Below are 14,884 nucleotides of genomic sequence, written 5' to 3'. Positions count from 1 at the left end.
ATCTAATGGCAAAAAAATGCGCTTGTTGGGCTCCTTTACAAAGACTTACATCTTCTATAACGTGAGATCATTTAATGGTTTTACTATTTCTTCTTCTATAGTAGTGGAGCGATGCGAACTAAAAAAGCGCATGCCAAGCAAAATACCCGGAACCACTAAAAGTGTGGAAACAACAAAAACCAGCAATCCCTTCATCACATCTTTGGGGATCGTACTATGAGGTCTGGTTAAAATAGCCCGGTTGTCATTAATAAATGTATGAAATGCAGTGAATCTATCGCTTACACTTAAGTTCTCATTATTCAAGATTTTTTGCGCTGATTCAAGAATTCTCTTTTTCTCCCTCGCATGGGGATTGTTAAATATTTTTGAGAGGGAATCCAAACGTTTAATTTGAGCTGCACAGCGGCGAGGAAACTCTCTTCGTAATTGCTCTTTTTCTTCTTCCTTTCGGGAATCCATAGTCTGAACTACCGGGCTTTTAATAGCTGGAATGGATTTGAAAAGAGGTGTCTGAATATTGACACCGTAAGGAACCTTTACTATTCGCGTCAAATTACTCCCAAATTCTATGGACTCCTCGGAAGACGCAACTCCATCGAATTGTACTTTTATTTTATCCAATTTTTTGTCCGTACTTACAAGAGCCGTTGTAGCTCCTGTAAGCTGGGGTACACCACTAAATTCTTCTGATGAATAGCAGTGATATTCTCCCATTAAAGCGAACCATTTCCCAGTATGCTCTTGGGTTTCTTTCTCTATAATTTTGGCGGCAGTATAATTCATACTTCTTTCGCGAAACGAATCCTTATTTACAGTTGTTGGACCGCCATAAGCATATTCTTTATGCCGCTCATTATATTGTTCCGAATAAGTATACTCCGTATCAATTCCTACCACACGGATTCCACAACGTTTGGCCGCCTTGACCAGTTGTAAAAAATGATTCTTTTCCAAATAAGTACATTGTCGGCAATGGCAAGATTCATCATGAGCAGCTCTTACTTCCAGAGGGTAGGAAAAATCATCATTTAAACGTTCGATACGAGCTTCAGTTCGCTGATATTTTTCTGAGTTACAGAACCAGTCCGGATCGTACTCATCAAGCTCTTGCTGATCATCGTAATATAGATGTTCCAGGAATAAAGTAGTATAACCTGCTGCCTTTAGAATGCGCATATTTTCAATTAAAAAATTCTTAGGAGCGCGATCATGGTGGGTTTCGCCTACAATAAAGTTCGTCTTTAACAAATCAGGAAGCGAGGCTACTCGCGGTGGATTTCTTTCTGTGGAAGCAGCAAAAAACTTCTCTAATTTTTCCGCAAAAGAACGAGAGTTATAATTTTCTGTTATTTCTCGCACAAATTTTTTGTATTTGTTGTCTTTTGTTTTATCCAACGAGGGTGCAACATATTCGCATGGACTATACACAATAATTCCTATTTTTAATCATTACTAATAAATCTTAATTAATTTATCCCAACACTGGCTTCGGAGTATCTAAATTCACAGGTTTTACAGGATTCCTAGACTCTGCATTACCTAAGAAAAAAGAATAATTATTTAATGTATTTTCTTTTGCTTTTTTAGTGAGTCTAAACTGATGTGAATCTTGAAAGTAAGATAGAAGTTTTAATCCAAAGTTTACAGTAGGATGCTCCCCAAGAACTTGATTATATAAGACCTGAGAGTCATTGCCCTTTTGGGGAGATAACTGTTGCAATAATTCATTCGAATGATTTTTATTAATTTCACCCCATTTTTTCAGAATTGCAGTTCCGTTTTGAAAAAAATAATTATTAGTGAAAAGCGGATTGCTTGAAGTCTGCTCATTTAAAAAGAGATTCGCTACCAGGAATAAGGCGAGTACTCTCGTTTCCTTGTAATTGGATGCCTCGGCAGAAAAAACACTAGGTATTAACAATTTAATGGGTACGAATACAGGATCAATATTTGCAATTACAAACAATAAATTCCAACTATTGTATAAATTCATCCATTCCTTATCGATATGAAACTGGGATACTTTTTTTACTGAGTTATCTACTTTCAGTTCGGGTATCAGTGAATAGCTTAAATCTGATGCAATCGTAGTTCCTTGAGGTAAGGTGGTTTCAGCAAGTTTAAAAGAAGTTGTGTATTCTTTTTCTTCCATTAAACCAATTAGTCCTAAACCTGCTTGGGCATTCAACATACCACTGGTATTTTTGTTGTGGCCTGTAGCGTCTTCCCATACTGCTTCTAAAATATTAACAGCCATTGCGGGGAGTGTGCTGGTTGATGCAACATCCATATTAGCAAGTTCGATATCGGCATTCCATCCAGACAAATGTTTTTGATTTACAAAATCCTGAAGATCTTCGGGAGTTTCAGGATTGGTTTCCATCAGTCGATGAAATATGATACTTGTTACACCAGGATCTATCGAAATCAGTTTTAAACGTTCGAATAAAGTTGCCCGTGAAGGGATTCCAATTAATAGGTTGTAAAAAGGATTACCTGTTGGCCCGCTTCCCCTCTGCTTCATCATATGGTTATACATGTCATGAGCAAAATCGTTACTATTAGCCATAGTAATGGTGATCGCTTCTAAAAGGCATAGTAAATTGATCTGTAACTGGATCGTCGAAGCCGCGTTTTGGAGTTCTGCATCATTGATTAATTCATGTTTTTCGATATAGGCCAGTAATCTACATACGGACTCATTATTTAATATACCTTCTTTGATTTTTGAGATTAGGGGATTCAGATCAATTGCTCGTTTTTTAATTGTTTGAATAAAAAATTTATATTCTTCATTGGTCGTGGTCAGTTCATTTAGACCCAGTGCAGAGAATAATTGTTTCATAATTTGCGGATTTGATTGAGGGGTAATAAATTGTTCCACTCGAGTAAGAAAGTTTTGCGCCGCTGTCCGATTTCTCATATCAAATCCTAATTCATTATCAAATGGTCTTATTTTAAACAATTTGTAAATTTTGAGAATATACTCATTTGGAAAGTAATAATTTCCAAATGAGTGGATAGTTGAAATAATGACTCTATGTTTTTTGTCTGTTCTACTAAAATTCTCGTGCATGTTTTAGTTTTGATTTGGGCTCACATTCCGTATTTCTCTGATTCATTTTCATAAAGTTTGTCAGGGCTAACTCATTTGAGCCTTGGGTGATCATCATCACAAGGTCCCCCTCTCAGATCTTTATAAGGAACGAAAGGGCACTCTCGTTTATTTTTATAGTTGGTAACCTGGAAATTTCTGTTTACAATTAATTACTTATGCTCGTAGAGCTGAAGTTGCTTGCATCAACCATAAGGACATGGAAATTCAGATGAAGAATAATTTAACCCCACTGAGTTTACTTTGGATTTCTATTACCAGCATGGTAGGTTCTGGATGGTTATTCGGTTCTTTATATTCAGCTCATTTTGCTGGCCCGGCTGCCATTATTGCCTGGCCAATTGCAGGGTTTTTACTTTTATTTGTGGCCTTATCCTATGCTGAGTTAGGTACGATGTTTCCGCAGTCCGATAGCTTGGCCTGCTTGTCTTTATATACTCATGGGCGTTTAACAAGTGCGCTCGTGAACAGCATGACCTGGTTTTCGTTAGCCATCCTGCCGGTAATTGAAACCCAAGGAGTCATTCAATACGCCAGTAATTATATCCCCGGTCTAGTAATGCAGCATGGGGTTAATTATAAAAATACTCCCTTAGGCTATCTACTGTCCTTAATAGTATTAATGAGTTTTGTTTTGTTCAATTATTTTGGAATTGGTTTATTTGCCCGCATTAATGCAGCATTTACGGTCTGGAAGATAATAATCCCCGTACTCACCATCGCAAGCTTAGTAACCATGAGTTATCACCCAGGTAATTTTTTTCAATATGGTGGTTTCATGCCTTACGGTTGGCAGGGGATTATGGCTGCGATGTCAAGTGGTGGTGTACTTTTCTCTTTATTGGGATTTAGGCAAGTGGTGATCATGATGGGCGAGCTTGAGAAACCAGGCCAATACATTCCGTTGATTTTGTGTGGTTCATTGTTATTTACAACGTTACTTTACACAGGCTTACAATGGGCTTTTATAGGCAGTGTTAGTGGTCCTTCACTTGCAAAGGGCTGGATGAATTTATCGTTTATAGGAGACGCAGGACCATTCGCGGCTCTAGCTGCTCTAGCCGGCATAGTATGGTTGAGTATTTTATTGTACATTGATGCGTTCATATCACCTTATTCAACTGGTCTGGTGTATTCAACGACAGCAGCTCATATGTTAAGCAGTATGAGCTCGGTTGTGCATACACCTAAACTCCTTGCCAAACGCAATAAGTACCAAGTACCGTGGGTGAGTTTAGGCGTGAACTTTGTTCTTGCTGCGATAATGTCACTTGTATTACATGGATGGCAGGAAATGTCCGCTTTTCTTGTGGCGGTATTAATGGTTAGTTATTCCATCGGGCCTATCGCACTTATTTGTTTACGTAAACAATTACCAAACTATAAACGACCTTTTCAATTACCGAGTTGCAATCTTATTGCTTTTATCGGGTTTTATGTTTGCACAGTTGGTGTTTATTGGGCCGGGTTCAACAGCGTGCGAAAACTATTGGTAATCACGCTTCTGGGACTAGGATGGACCGTTTTTTATTGTTTTATAAAAAAGAAAGAGAACCGTGAATTGGATGTTAAACAAGCCCTGTGGTTTATATTGTATCTTGTTGGTCTAGGTATTTTCTCTTATCTTGGTAATTACGGGGGCAAACATATTATCCCTCCGTATTGGGATTTAGTGTATTTATTACTCTTTAGCCTGCTGGTGTTTGGTTTTGCTATATTAACCCGAAAACCTAGTCTTTATACTCAAAACTTAGTTATTGAAAATGATTCCACCAAGAAAGTAATGGCTCATTAGTGGTTGAGTCGTTTGACTCAACCACTATTGTCAAAATTCTAACGTTGATCAAAACAACCTATTCTAATTTAAAATTAAAATGCAAAATTTCCATTGTGGCTATTGCTTTCATGGGGATTTGTGATGGAGCTTTTCTTCTCACTGGAGGCATTAGAAGTCAAGCCGACAAAATGTTTGCATTGTTTTTGAAAAAAGTCGGTTCGAGAAAGGTAAAATTGATTTAAAAAGCTTGTAGCGTTTAATTTTCCTACTAAATTTTGAAATTCACTTGCTTGATTTTTTGCTACGGATTGATTATCTGAAATAACAAAACTTAACTCCACCCTCGCTTCATCGCGATTAAAATCCACTTTCACATGAGTTAAGGCTGTTGGAGTGTCAAAAAATTCCACATCTTGTACTACTGCGCGAAAAATCTTTGAACCACTGTCAAATTCAACATAAGCGTTTTCATCTCCAGGACAATTATTTTTTATTGTTTTTGGCATATTATTTCTCTTGTTTACGTTAAAAAAGAAATGCTTATACATAAATCTTTAAATAAATACAAACCTATTTTACTCTAACGAGCATCATCTATCTCTTACCCTCCATAAATTTAAGGCATTCCTGCGCAGCCGGAATCCGTAGCTCAAATAGGAAATTAATTGGAGGGACGTATTCCCGCCTAAGCGGGAATGACACTCAAGAAAACCATGACTATAGAGAGCAATGAATGGAACAATGGGCTCTATAGAAATAAGGATTTATAGACAGAGCATTTGCCATTACTTTCTCAAAAGGTACATGAAAGAGCAGGTGAACTAAAGCCTTAAGGCTTTTGCCAAATTGGGGCTCCGGTATGTCGGTTTAGGCAGGTAATATAAGTTTTTGTTCCTTTGCGATCTTTTGAAAAAACAAAAACGTAATCTCCTGCAATTTGCCATGATAATATTTTAGCGTGGAAAGGGACATTCCATAAACGGACTCCAGCATAGGTATAGGCAGTAACATGATCTTGACTATCAAACGTTGAAATAACCATCACAGAATCAGGCGTAAGCTTCATTCGCTCTTGTTGAAAATCATAATCTTCCGTCGGAACAGCCGCAGCATGAGTAATTAGGGCAGTAGAAAATAAAAAGCCTAGCAATATCATTCGAAACAATTTCATATTAAACCTCATGAATAAAAATAAAGAAATACGCTTTGTGACCCACTTTTCCATGGATGCGTATAGGATCATTCGATTCAAATCGTGTACCGTAAGAATCCCAGCGGAAAATACAATTATTCTACGTTTTTGTAAACTTGAGATTTCTGATTATTTGTCCTTCTTTATAATTTATGAAGATACAACCATTCGCTGGAGCGACTGTTTTGAATAAAAAACAGGTGAAAGTACGAAGCGTATATCCTCACCAGTTGACTGGGCACACAATAAACTTTATAGGCCTCTACTAATCCTAGATCCCCCCATGTACTGAATTCATAAGTGCTTCAACAGTAGGGATATTTTTGGTTAAAGTTGGATTAATAAAACAAATAGGATTAGGCATAGCTTTTAAACAATAAATATAAAAACAGTTACGGGGGCAAAATTATATCATATTGATATCTTTAATCATTTTCAGAAGCAATAGGAGCTTCCCCTCGCTGAGTTATTAGATGTGAATTTACAAAACAATCATATAGGTCTATACACTTAGAAAGAATTAAATTTAAAATTAAATTAAATATGAATATCTTATCGTGTTTGAAAGGCTTTATTGCAACAGTTGACTGTAAAAGTTTTTCAAAAGCCGCTCAGAAATTATATATATCTCCCTCTAAATTGAGTAAGCAAATAACTTGGTTGGAGGAGGAATTAAAAGTTACCCTATTGATTCGCTCTACAACACGCTTAGTTGTCACTGAATCAGGGCATCAGCTGTATGAAAAGGCATTGAAACTTTTCGAGCAGTTGGAGTTAGTAAAGGGAATTGCGACACCAGCTCAGGTCGAACTTATTGGCACAATTAAACTCTATCTTACCGTTACCCCAGCCATTCCCTATTTAACCTCATTATCTATTGAATTCATGCGACAATTCCCTAAGATTGAGCTAGATGTTATCGTAGGCTCTGATATAAAAGAACTTTATTCCTCTACATTTGATCTAGCTATTTCATTTGAAGATCTGAAGCATTCTAAACTGGTTTGCAAAAAATTATTTTCGATCCAACGGAGTGTCTTTGCCGCACCGGGTTATCTTGCGCAACATGGAACACCTCAAACGATCGATGACTTACCAAAGCATAATTGTTTGATTAATTCGCTTTATGGTCTTCAAAATAAATGGGTTTTTAATAAAAAAATTATTCCTGTCTCCGGAAATTTTAAAAGCAATAATGCAGCCGTTTTAAAACAGGCGGCCGTTGCAGATGTAGGGCTTCTATGGGCCCCTTATTTTTCAGTTTATGAAGAAATAAAAAATGAAACCTTAATCCCAGTGTTACCTCACGAATCGTCTCCCGATATTAATCTTTACGCAATTTTTCCCAAGTCCCTGGCGGATGAACAAAAAGTTAATTTACTTTTGAATTTTTTTTGTGAAAAAGCTTTATCAGAAAAAATTGCAACCTCTTTTATTGATGGAGCTAGCTAAAATAAATTCAGAAATAACTGATGCAATGGCCGAGGTGCGCTAAGTCCGGGCTTTAACAGCCCAGACTCGGGTTGCGAGCATTTAAATTAAAATTAAGGATTTAAAAGGGGCAGTACCATCACTTCTGCCCAAGCCATTCAAATAAACTCACCAGACACTCATAAAAACGTAAAAAATTGATAGGTAATTTGCTTTGGGTAATTGCATTTCTTTGACAGAGAGATTAGTAAAACAAACTATTTTCCAGTATAAGTATATTTGAACATTTTAAGATTTTTCTTTAATGGGCATTTAGATTAAACGTGTTTTAACCAGTTGAGGAAGCTCTTTTAATGGCGCCTAGAATCGAATTAGATGATGCGTGACGGATTGCAGAATGGAACTATTTAGATCCTTTTATTACACGGAGTTACCGATGAAACAAAATGTCTCCCATTTGCCAAGGGAACTGAGCCACATGGTTTCATGGTCCCTTACTCGGTTGGGAAAATCCATTGCAGAAGTTTATGGGAAGGAGACCTATGAACAAATTGAGCAAATTCGACTGTCCATGCAAGATACTATTGGCAGTGGCACCGGTGCACTAAGAAAGGCACTTCACAGTCTGCAAATGGAGCTTTCCACGCTAAAAGGAAAGCAGCTTTATCAAATTGCACATGGGTTTTCCCTCATGATGGAGCTCATCAATGCTTGTGAAAGTGCCTACCGGATTTTTCGTATTAATCAAAGAAAGGAAAAAGTCTTTTCTGAGAAGCCTCAAGGTATTCATTATGTCTTAACTGCACATCCCACAGAAGCGCGAACCAATGAATTTTTAAAACTGTTTAAAGCAATTAGGGATTATCTGGTTGAAGTACTTAAATCCCCCTATCTAATGAATGAGACTCATTTAGATCAAATGCTTAAAATCTCACTGCAAATTAATATTTCCTATCACGAAAAACCAAGCGTAGAAGACGAGGCGCGCTATATCTATCAATACGCTCTTAATCCTCTTAATGTTGAACTGTATCATTCCTTTTTAACTCAAGGCATTCCTATCCAATTACGTACTTGGGTAGGCGGGGATAAAGATGGACACTCTGGTGTTAATGAAAAAATCATGGTTAGGAGTCTCGAACTTTCTCGCTCTTTTTTTATAACCTACATTCAAGAATCTCTGCAAGAAGTACTAGAAATTGTCAAACTCTCCACCGCTTTAGACAAAGACAAAACTTTGACAAATCAAATCAAACAGAGTGCTCAAAAAGCGCAGGAACTCAGGAAAATAAAACCACGGGATCACGAAAAAGTATCTGTATTCAAAGAAGAATTAGCTTCGTTACAAAAAAATACTTTACAATTTTTGAATTTCAAACCCGAACAATTTTCCATTATTTTCAGTATTTTTCAACTTTATCCCGGACTGGTTATACCCCTAGAACTCAGGGAAGATTCAGGGGTTGTAAAAGAAAGTTTAACCTGTATAAAAAAAACCACGATTATCAAGATGCTGGAGCAGGTTTACTCGATTACCCAAGGGGCAGAGCCCAAAAATTACATCCGCGGTTTTATTCTCAGCATGGTTGAATCTGCTGAAGATATAAAAAATGGCATTAACCTAGTAAAACATGTTTTTAAAAGTTACGCCTTACCTGTCGTCCCCTTGTTTGAAAACCAACTTGCGCTGACCAGCGCTGATACAATCTTAAATCACTCGATTACTGAAGATATTAGACAGAAGCATCTTCAACAGTGGGGTGGAAATTATGAAGTCATGCTGGGCTATTCAGACTCGTCCAAAGAAAATGGCGTTTTACCTTCCCGGGTTATGATTGCTAAAAGTTTAAAAAGTATTCAGTCTACCCTAGAAAGAAAAAACCTTAAGCCTATTTTTTTTCATGGCTCGGGCGGCAGTATTGAGCGAGGAGGCGGGGATATCAAAGAACAAACGGCCTCCTGGTCTAAAGAAATGATGACTCATTATAAAGTGACGATACAAGGAGAGATGGTTGCAAGACTCTTTGGTTCGAGTTCCATACTCAAAAGTCAGGTTGACAAATTTATTGATATCTATTCACAAAAAGAAAACAACATAGATAATGGTTATCCCGAGGAGTTGGTGGTATTTTCGAATAAAGTCAGTCAGAAATATAAAGACCTGATTCAAAGCGAATGGTTTTGGCCCACAATTGAACAGGCCTCTCCATATCATTTTTTGACTGAGTTGAAAATTGGTTCACGGCCAACCAAACGTAAATCAGGGCCCGATCAAAGAAAGCTTCGAGCCATCCCTTGGATTTTATGTTGGACTCAAACACGACTTCTTTTCCCAACGTGGTGGGGTCTTGGCTCAACCTGGCTAGAGCTTAATAACCTTGAAAAAAATAAGCTTAAGGTGCTTTATACAGAAAACTCTCTTTTCGCTGCTTTTATAAAACAAGTAGGCGTAACCCTTTCCAAAGTATACCTCCCAATCTGGGAACAGTACTTATGTCAATTAACTGGCTCTAATAAATATCTCAAACCATTTCAATCAGAACTGGAATCAACCGTTCAATTCTTCCAGCAAATAACTGGTGAAACTGATTTTTGTTTTCATCAACCCTGGCTTGGGGAAAGTATTCAATTAAGATCAACCTTGGTTCATCCTTTGAACCTTATCCAGATTGAGGCGATGAAAAGAAATGATTTACCTCTTTTAAGAAAAACAGTCACAGGTATATCTTGTGGCATGTTGACAACGGGATGAACTTTTAACTACAAACCGCCCCTATCTGCAAAGTTCAACACCCGTAATTGCTACTTGATCTAGATGAGGTATAAACCGACATACCGCGAATGACGCTTGATATGTAGAGGGATAACCGCTGGCCCGATGAGAGGAGTTTAGACACAAAATATTGATCATAGCGTTTGCTATAAAACACATTCAAATCTTTTGCTATCGCCCAAAATCATAATTTTTTAACTATAATTCAATTAAGTTGTTTCATAAGTGTGGTTACCATGTTAAATAATCACGAAGTTATATCTCTACATAAAATTGTGCCAAGTTACATGCAACAGGTTCCGGAACTCATTCATGGATGCTTTTTATGTAAACCTGATTCGGAAACCGAAATTCTTGCTCGCACTGCTAATTTCTCACTGATTTGTGATATTTCACCGATTGTAGACGGACATTTAATGATTACCTCTAATACCCACATTGGGTGTTCAGGTGAAATCGATCCTATGCTTCGTGAGGAATATTTAATCTTAAAAAAAGTCGCAGGTGAGATTGTAAAAACAGCTTATGGTGCTGCGGCTTATTACGAGCATGGGCGAGCTGGCCATTGTTCAACCATAGTCAATACCGCAATAAAATGTGATCATTTTCATTTGCATGTACTCCCCCTAAAAGTATCCATTAATTCTGAGTTGGAAAAATTATTTATCCAAATGGAATTAGAACAATATTCGCAAATTTTTCAATTTTTTGAGCGATACGGGAGTTATTTATATTTCGAGGATTTTTCAGGTCATATCAATATATACCCAGCTTCTGACAGCCAAGTAGAGTCACATTTATTGCGAACTTTAATTTGCAATAAAATTGGCTATCCAGAGCGCTCAAATTGGGAAACACATACCAATTTAGATTTAGTAAATAAAGCCATTGAAAATTACATGCCTATTCTTAATAGGTTAGCCAAATGAATAAAGACATTATTTATCTAAATCATGGTTCAACTTCATTTCCCAAGCCCCCAGAAGTGATCAATGCCATTGTAGAATTAATGCAGACCATGGATAGCTGTGCAAAACGGGCCAGCAGCGAGCATCAGATCAAACCGGATAAAGGGATTGCACATGCCCGGGAAAACATTGCCGAATTTTTCAATATCCCTAGCGTGGATCATATTATTTTCACCTTGAATGCTACTTTTGCCATCAACCAAGTGCTACTAGGGTTTATTAAAAATGAAGATCATGTAATTTACACGGATACGGAGCATAATTCAGTCATTCGTCCATTACATTATTTGCAAGATTGCCGGCATATCGAATTGAGCCGTATTCCTTGTGATCTCAAGGGCGAGTTACAATTGGATGTGTTACCGCAACTTATAAAAAGTAATACCAAATTAATTATCGTTAATCATGTATCGAATGTCACCGGGAATATTAATCCAATTGAGGACGTCATAAAAATAGCGCAGCAATTTAATGTAAAAGTTGCAGTTGATGCGTCACAATCTGCCGGAATTTTACCCATTGATGTGGAACAAATAAATTGCGATTTTTTATTTGTAACCGGTCATAAAAGTTTACTGGGGCCTTTTGGCATTGGTCTGGCCTACATTCGAGATACGAAATGTGTCGATTCAGTAATCACTGGCGGGACGGGCACAAATTCAGCCCCCTTCTTTCATCCCATTGTGGCGCCAGAAAAATTTGAGGCAGGAACTCCAAATTATATCGGAATCGCTGGCTTAGCCGCAGGAATTGAATATATCAAGCAACAAAATCTTCAAACCATGTTTGCTCATAAACAAGCGTTAAATAGCAAATGCCTCGCTGGTTTGAAACGATTTGATCGAATAAAAATTTATGGTACTGAGGACTCTGAAAAGAAAATACCCCTTATATCATTTTCCGTGAATAACATGTTGCCTTCACATATTGGCGCGTTGCTTTCCGATAATTATAATATTATTGTTAGAACAGGGTTGCATTGTGCTCCACTGATCCATAAGGCATTAAAAACATTTCCAAATGGTACTGTGAGAGTAAGTCTGGGCTATTCGAATACAAGTGAAGAAATTGATCATTTTTTAGAAGCAATTGAGCGAATAATAACTTCATGACAGCACAAGTGCTTAGCAATAAAACAATCTTTATTTTTTGGGCCCCTTTGTTATTTTTATGGCTGGTGCTCGCTTTTGAATTTCCTCTATTAACCATAATAATTACGTACCTGCCCGATAAACAACTTAATTTAGCTGCATTTGGTCTTGCCTACTCCTTATTCTTGCTCGCAGAATCACCATTATTAATGTTCAATACAGTGGCTATAAAGCTTATAAAAAATAAACAGTCTTATGAAAAAGTTAGAAATTTCTTCATTTACGTAGTAAGTTTTTTATTAATTTGCATGATGCTGTTTGTATTGACGCCTCTGTATCAATATTTATTCATCACAAGATTATCATTCGATAGAACTATTGCAGTTATTAGCCAACATGTAGTTACAATTCTTCTTCCTGCTTTTGCTATTGCGGGATTTAAAGCTTTTTATCAAGGAGTATTAATTTCTCGAGATAAGCAGCCCATCATATTTTATGCGATTATTTTTCGATTTATATCGAGTGTAGTTACTGCGGTGTGTCTGGCAAATTTTAGCTCTTTAAACAGTGCTTATGTGGCGGCAATTGGGTTCTCGATTGGTTTGTTCGTTGAAGCGACAATAACTCGTGTGTTTGCCAGAAAACCCATCCATGGAATCTTTGAGGTGAAATCCTCTTATAAGCTTTCCTACTATAGAATTTCACATTTCTATTATCCGTTAATTATAACCACCGTAGCCAGTATTATAACCACTCCTATTATTACCATTTTTCTGAATTATGGCCTGAACCCAACCCTGTCACTAGCTGTCTTTCCGGTTATCAATGGGTTTATTATGATTTTTAAATCAACTGCAATGTCGTTGCAGAACGTAGTCATTTATTTTTTAAATCTTAGTGAGGAAAACAAGTTACAGTTAAAAAAGTTTTTTGCTCTTATCACTCTTATTATGTTTGCAGTTTTATTTGGAATTATTTTTACCCCTTTATTAAATATTTATTTAACAAAGATCAACGTACTGCAATCTGATCTGTCTCAAGCTGCAGTTCTACCATTAAAAATATTAATCATCTATCCTCTATTGACATTACTCGTTATTTGGCAGCGTTCTGTAATAATTCATCAACTGAAAACCCATGTATTAACATGGTCTGTTTTTGCGGAATTAATTGGGTTAGTTCTCCCACTCGTTTTATTCTATAATTTTTATCCAATGAATGGGCTGCTCAGCGCCTCTATAGCACTAATTATAGGACGAGTGTGCAGCAATATTCTTCTATTTATTGCACAAACCAGGATCGATTCACTCTCCCACCACACCCCTAAATACTAATCACTGTTTACTAAAAGTGCCCCAAAATATTTCATTCTTTCTTTTTGGGTATTTAATTGACAACATTAATTTTAAAGGTACTATAACAGATTTTGGATGGCTAGCGCTTAATATATCTAGTCTTTACAAGGAGTAATCAACATGTATTCCAATTTAGAACAACTTAATAATAATGATGAGTCTGGATCAAGTACCTTTACCCTATTGTTCTTACTTGCTGGCCTTACGATGATGACCTATGCGATTGCAAGAATCGCTGAATCTAACAATCACCTAAACTATGAAAATCGTTTTGCGCGGATATTAGCTGGTTTTTTATTGCTTATGACGCGAATGATGCATACCAAAGGGGGAGACTTAGAACTTACTGATACCCAAAAACAACTCATTGCAGTAGGCCCACATAGAACGGGCTGGGAAGCAGTTGTTGTTGCCTCAAAAATAAAAGGCACACCCCCACGTTTTTTTGCAACAGATGCTTATAATAATATACCCGGGGTGAAGGGATTTTTAAAAATGTTTCATGCAATACCCGTAGAGTCAAAAGCTACTAAAAGTGAGGCTGGACGTCCTGCTAATGCCGGTGCGTTAGAGGAGGCGAGTAAAGCGCTTAATGAAAATGGATGCGTCGCGCTGTTTCCACAAGGGAATTTTTCACGATTAGGTCAAGAACCACCTAGAGTCTACACGGGTGCAGCCCGACTTGCATTGATGAATAAAGTACCTATTCATGTGATTCGACTTGATGGTTTTTGGAGTTTGCAAAATCCAGTCATTCCTTTATTTGTTCGTAATAGCGCATATTACCGGGCATTTATGTCTGCGTTTCACATGAACAATGTACGAGCTACATTGTGCTCCGTGATCGATTTTCATCTAAAACCGGAGAATGATGGTTTAAGCGAAGAAGCAAAAATCGAAGAAATATGTGCCCAACTTTATGCTTATTATCGTCATACACAGGAACTTACCCCTAAGCAAATTGCTACGATTAAAGAAGAAATATCGAAAAAAACTCATTTGCTCATTTGGAACAATAAAGTCAAACAAGATGATTTAGGAAAACAGCTCTCAAATTTAAAGAAAGAAGGAAAGGAGCTGGAAGAGCAAACTTTAACGTCAATGAAATTAAGTTCAGTATAGCAATTAAGCACTGCATATTTGCTTATCTACAACTAATTGTATCCAGGGTGAAGGCGT

Annotated in this window: 11 protein-coding genes; 7 read left to right on the top strand and 4 right to left on the bottom strand. The window is 37.1% G+C overall.

Annotation, left to right across the window (positions count from 1 at the left end):
• Nucleotides 1-54: 54 nt before the first annotated feature.
• The gene (locus tag HBNCFIEN_RS02545; RefSeq protein WP_182392585.1) at nucleotides 55-1,431 is read right to left on the bottom strand and encodes a membrane-targeted effector domain-containing toxin; all 1,377 of its coding nucleotides are present in this window, start codon (nucleotides 1,429-1,431) and stop codon (nucleotides 55-57) included.
• A 43-nt stretch (nucleotides 1,432-1,474) separates the two neighbouring features.
• Nucleotides 1,475-2,926, bottom strand: a complete 1,452-nt coding sequence (locus tag HBNCFIEN_RS02540; RefSeq protein ID WP_182392584.1) for a symporter — start codon at nucleotides 2,924-2,926, stop codon at nucleotides 1,475-1,477.
• Between the two features lie 403 nt (nucleotides 2,927-3,329).
• Between HBNCFIEN_RS02540 and HBNCFIEN_RS02535 the strand changes: the two genes are divergently transcribed.
• Nucleotides 3,330-4,913, top strand: coding sequence for an APC family permease (locus tag HBNCFIEN_RS02535; RefSeq protein ID WP_182392583.1), 1,584 nt, complete (start codon nucleotides 3,330-3,332; stop codon nucleotides 4,911-4,913).
• 74 nt (nucleotides 4,914-4,987) lie between these two features.
• Here HBNCFIEN_RS02535 and HBNCFIEN_RS02530 read toward each other — a convergent pair whose 3' ends face one another.
• Nucleotides 4,988-5,401 (bottom strand): hypothetical protein, encoded by a 414-nt coding sequence (locus tag HBNCFIEN_RS02530; RefSeq protein ID WP_182392582.1) that lies wholly within the window; start codon nucleotides 5,399-5,401, stop codon nucleotides 4,988-4,990.
• 323 nt (nucleotides 5,402-5,724) lie between these two features.
• Nucleotides 5,725-6,066 (bottom strand): hypothetical protein, encoded by a 342-nt coding sequence (locus HBNCFIEN_RS02525; RefSeq protein ID WP_182392581.1) that lies wholly within the window; start codon nucleotides 6,064-6,066, stop codon nucleotides 5,725-5,727.
• A 564-nt stretch (nucleotides 6,067-6,630) separates the two neighbouring features.
• Here HBNCFIEN_RS02525 and HBNCFIEN_RS02520 point away from each other — a divergent pair.
• The 6 genes from HBNCFIEN_RS02520 (at nucleotide 6,631) to HBNCFIEN_RS02495 (ending at nucleotide 14,827) form a co-directional block, all read left to right on the top strand.
• Nucleotides 6,631-7,539: a LysR family transcriptional regulator gene (locus HBNCFIEN_RS02520; RefSeq protein WP_182392580.1), complete on the top strand. Its 909-nt coding sequence runs from the start codon at nucleotides 6,631-6,633 to the stop codon at nucleotides 7,537-7,539.
• 415 nt (nucleotides 7,540-7,954) lie between these two features.
• Nucleotides 7,955-10,270 carry a phosphoenolpyruvate carboxylase gene (locus HBNCFIEN_RS02515; protein ID WP_182392579.1) on the top strand — a complete coding sequence of 772 codons (2,316 nt, stop codon included), beginning with the start codon at nucleotides 7,955-7,957 and terminating at the stop codon, nucleotides 10,268-10,270.
• Between the two features lie 257 nt (nucleotides 10,271-10,527).
• Complete coding sequence (locus HBNCFIEN_RS02510) at nucleotides 10,528-11,220, top strand: HIT family protein (RefSeq protein WP_182392578.1); 693 nt, start codon at nucleotides 10,528-10,530, stop codon at nucleotides 11,218-11,220.
• Nucleotides 11,217-12,371, top strand: a complete 1,155-nt coding sequence (locus HBNCFIEN_RS02505) for an aminotransferase class V-fold PLP-dependent enzyme (RefSeq protein ID WP_182392577.1) — start codon at nucleotides 11,217-11,219, stop codon at nucleotides 12,369-12,371. Before HBNCFIEN_RS02510 ends, HBNCFIEN_RS02505 begins: the two co-directional genes overlap by 4 nt.
• Complete coding sequence (locus tag HBNCFIEN_RS02500; RefSeq protein WP_182392576.1) at nucleotides 12,368-13,684, top strand: hypothetical protein; 1,317 nt, start codon at nucleotides 12,368-12,370, stop codon at nucleotides 13,682-13,684. The genes HBNCFIEN_RS02505 and HBNCFIEN_RS02500 overlap by 4 nt, the downstream gene beginning before the upstream one ends.
• 141 nt (nucleotides 13,685-13,825) lie before the next feature.
• Complete coding sequence (locus HBNCFIEN_RS02495) at nucleotides 13,826-14,827, top strand: 1-acyl-sn-glycerol-3-phosphate acyltransferase (RefSeq protein ID WP_182392575.1); 1,002 nt, start codon at nucleotides 13,826-13,828, stop codon at nucleotides 14,825-14,827.
• The last annotated feature ends 57 nt before the right edge of the window (nucleotides 14,828-14,884 follow it).

Source organism: Legionella sp. PC997 (assembly GCF_014109825.1).
Lineage (GTDB): Bacteria > Pseudomonadota > Gammaproteobacteria > Legionellales > Legionellaceae > Legionella.
Note: the sequence above shows the minus strand (reverse complement) of the source record. Positions and strands in the feature narration are given on the sequence as shown.

Coding starts and splice junctions, on each gene's coding strand:
- HBNCFIEN_RS02540 (WP_182392584.1), bottom strand. CDS start 2,926: ATGAGAAATCGGACAGCGGCGCAAAACTTTCTTACTCGAGTGGAACAA.
- HBNCFIEN_RS02535 (WP_182392583.1), top strand. CDS start 3,330: ATGAAGAATAATTTAACCCCACTGAGTTTACTTTGGATTTCTATTACC.
- HBNCFIEN_RS02530 (WP_182392582.1), bottom strand. CDS start 5,401: ATGCCAAAAACAATAAAAAATAATTGTCCTGGAGATGAAAACGCTTAT.
- HBNCFIEN_RS02525 (WP_182392581.1), bottom strand. CDS start 6,066: ATGAAATTGTTTCGAATGATATTGCTAGGCTTTTTATTTTCTACTGCC.
- HBNCFIEN_RS02520 (WP_182392580.1), top strand. CDS start 6,631: ATGAATATCTTATCGTGTTTGAAAGGCTTTATTGCAACAGTTGACTGT.
- HBNCFIEN_RS02515 (WP_182392579.1), top strand. CDS start 7,955: ATGAAACAAAATGTCTCCCATTTGCCAAGGGAACTGAGCCACATGGTT.
- HBNCFIEN_RS02510 (WP_182392578.1), top strand. CDS start 10,528: ATGTTAAATAATCACGAAGTTATATCTCTACATAAAATTGTGCCAAGT.
- HBNCFIEN_RS02505 (WP_182392577.1), top strand. CDS start 11,217: ATGAATAAAGACATTATTTATCTAAATCATGGTTCAACTTCATTTCCC.
- HBNCFIEN_RS02500 (WP_182392576.1), top strand. CDS start 12,368: ATGACAGCACAAGTGCTTAGCAATAAAACAATCTTTATTTTTTGGGCC.
- HBNCFIEN_RS02495 (WP_182392575.1), top strand. CDS start 13,826: ATGTATTCCAATTTAGAACAACTTAATAATAATGATGAGTCTGGATCA.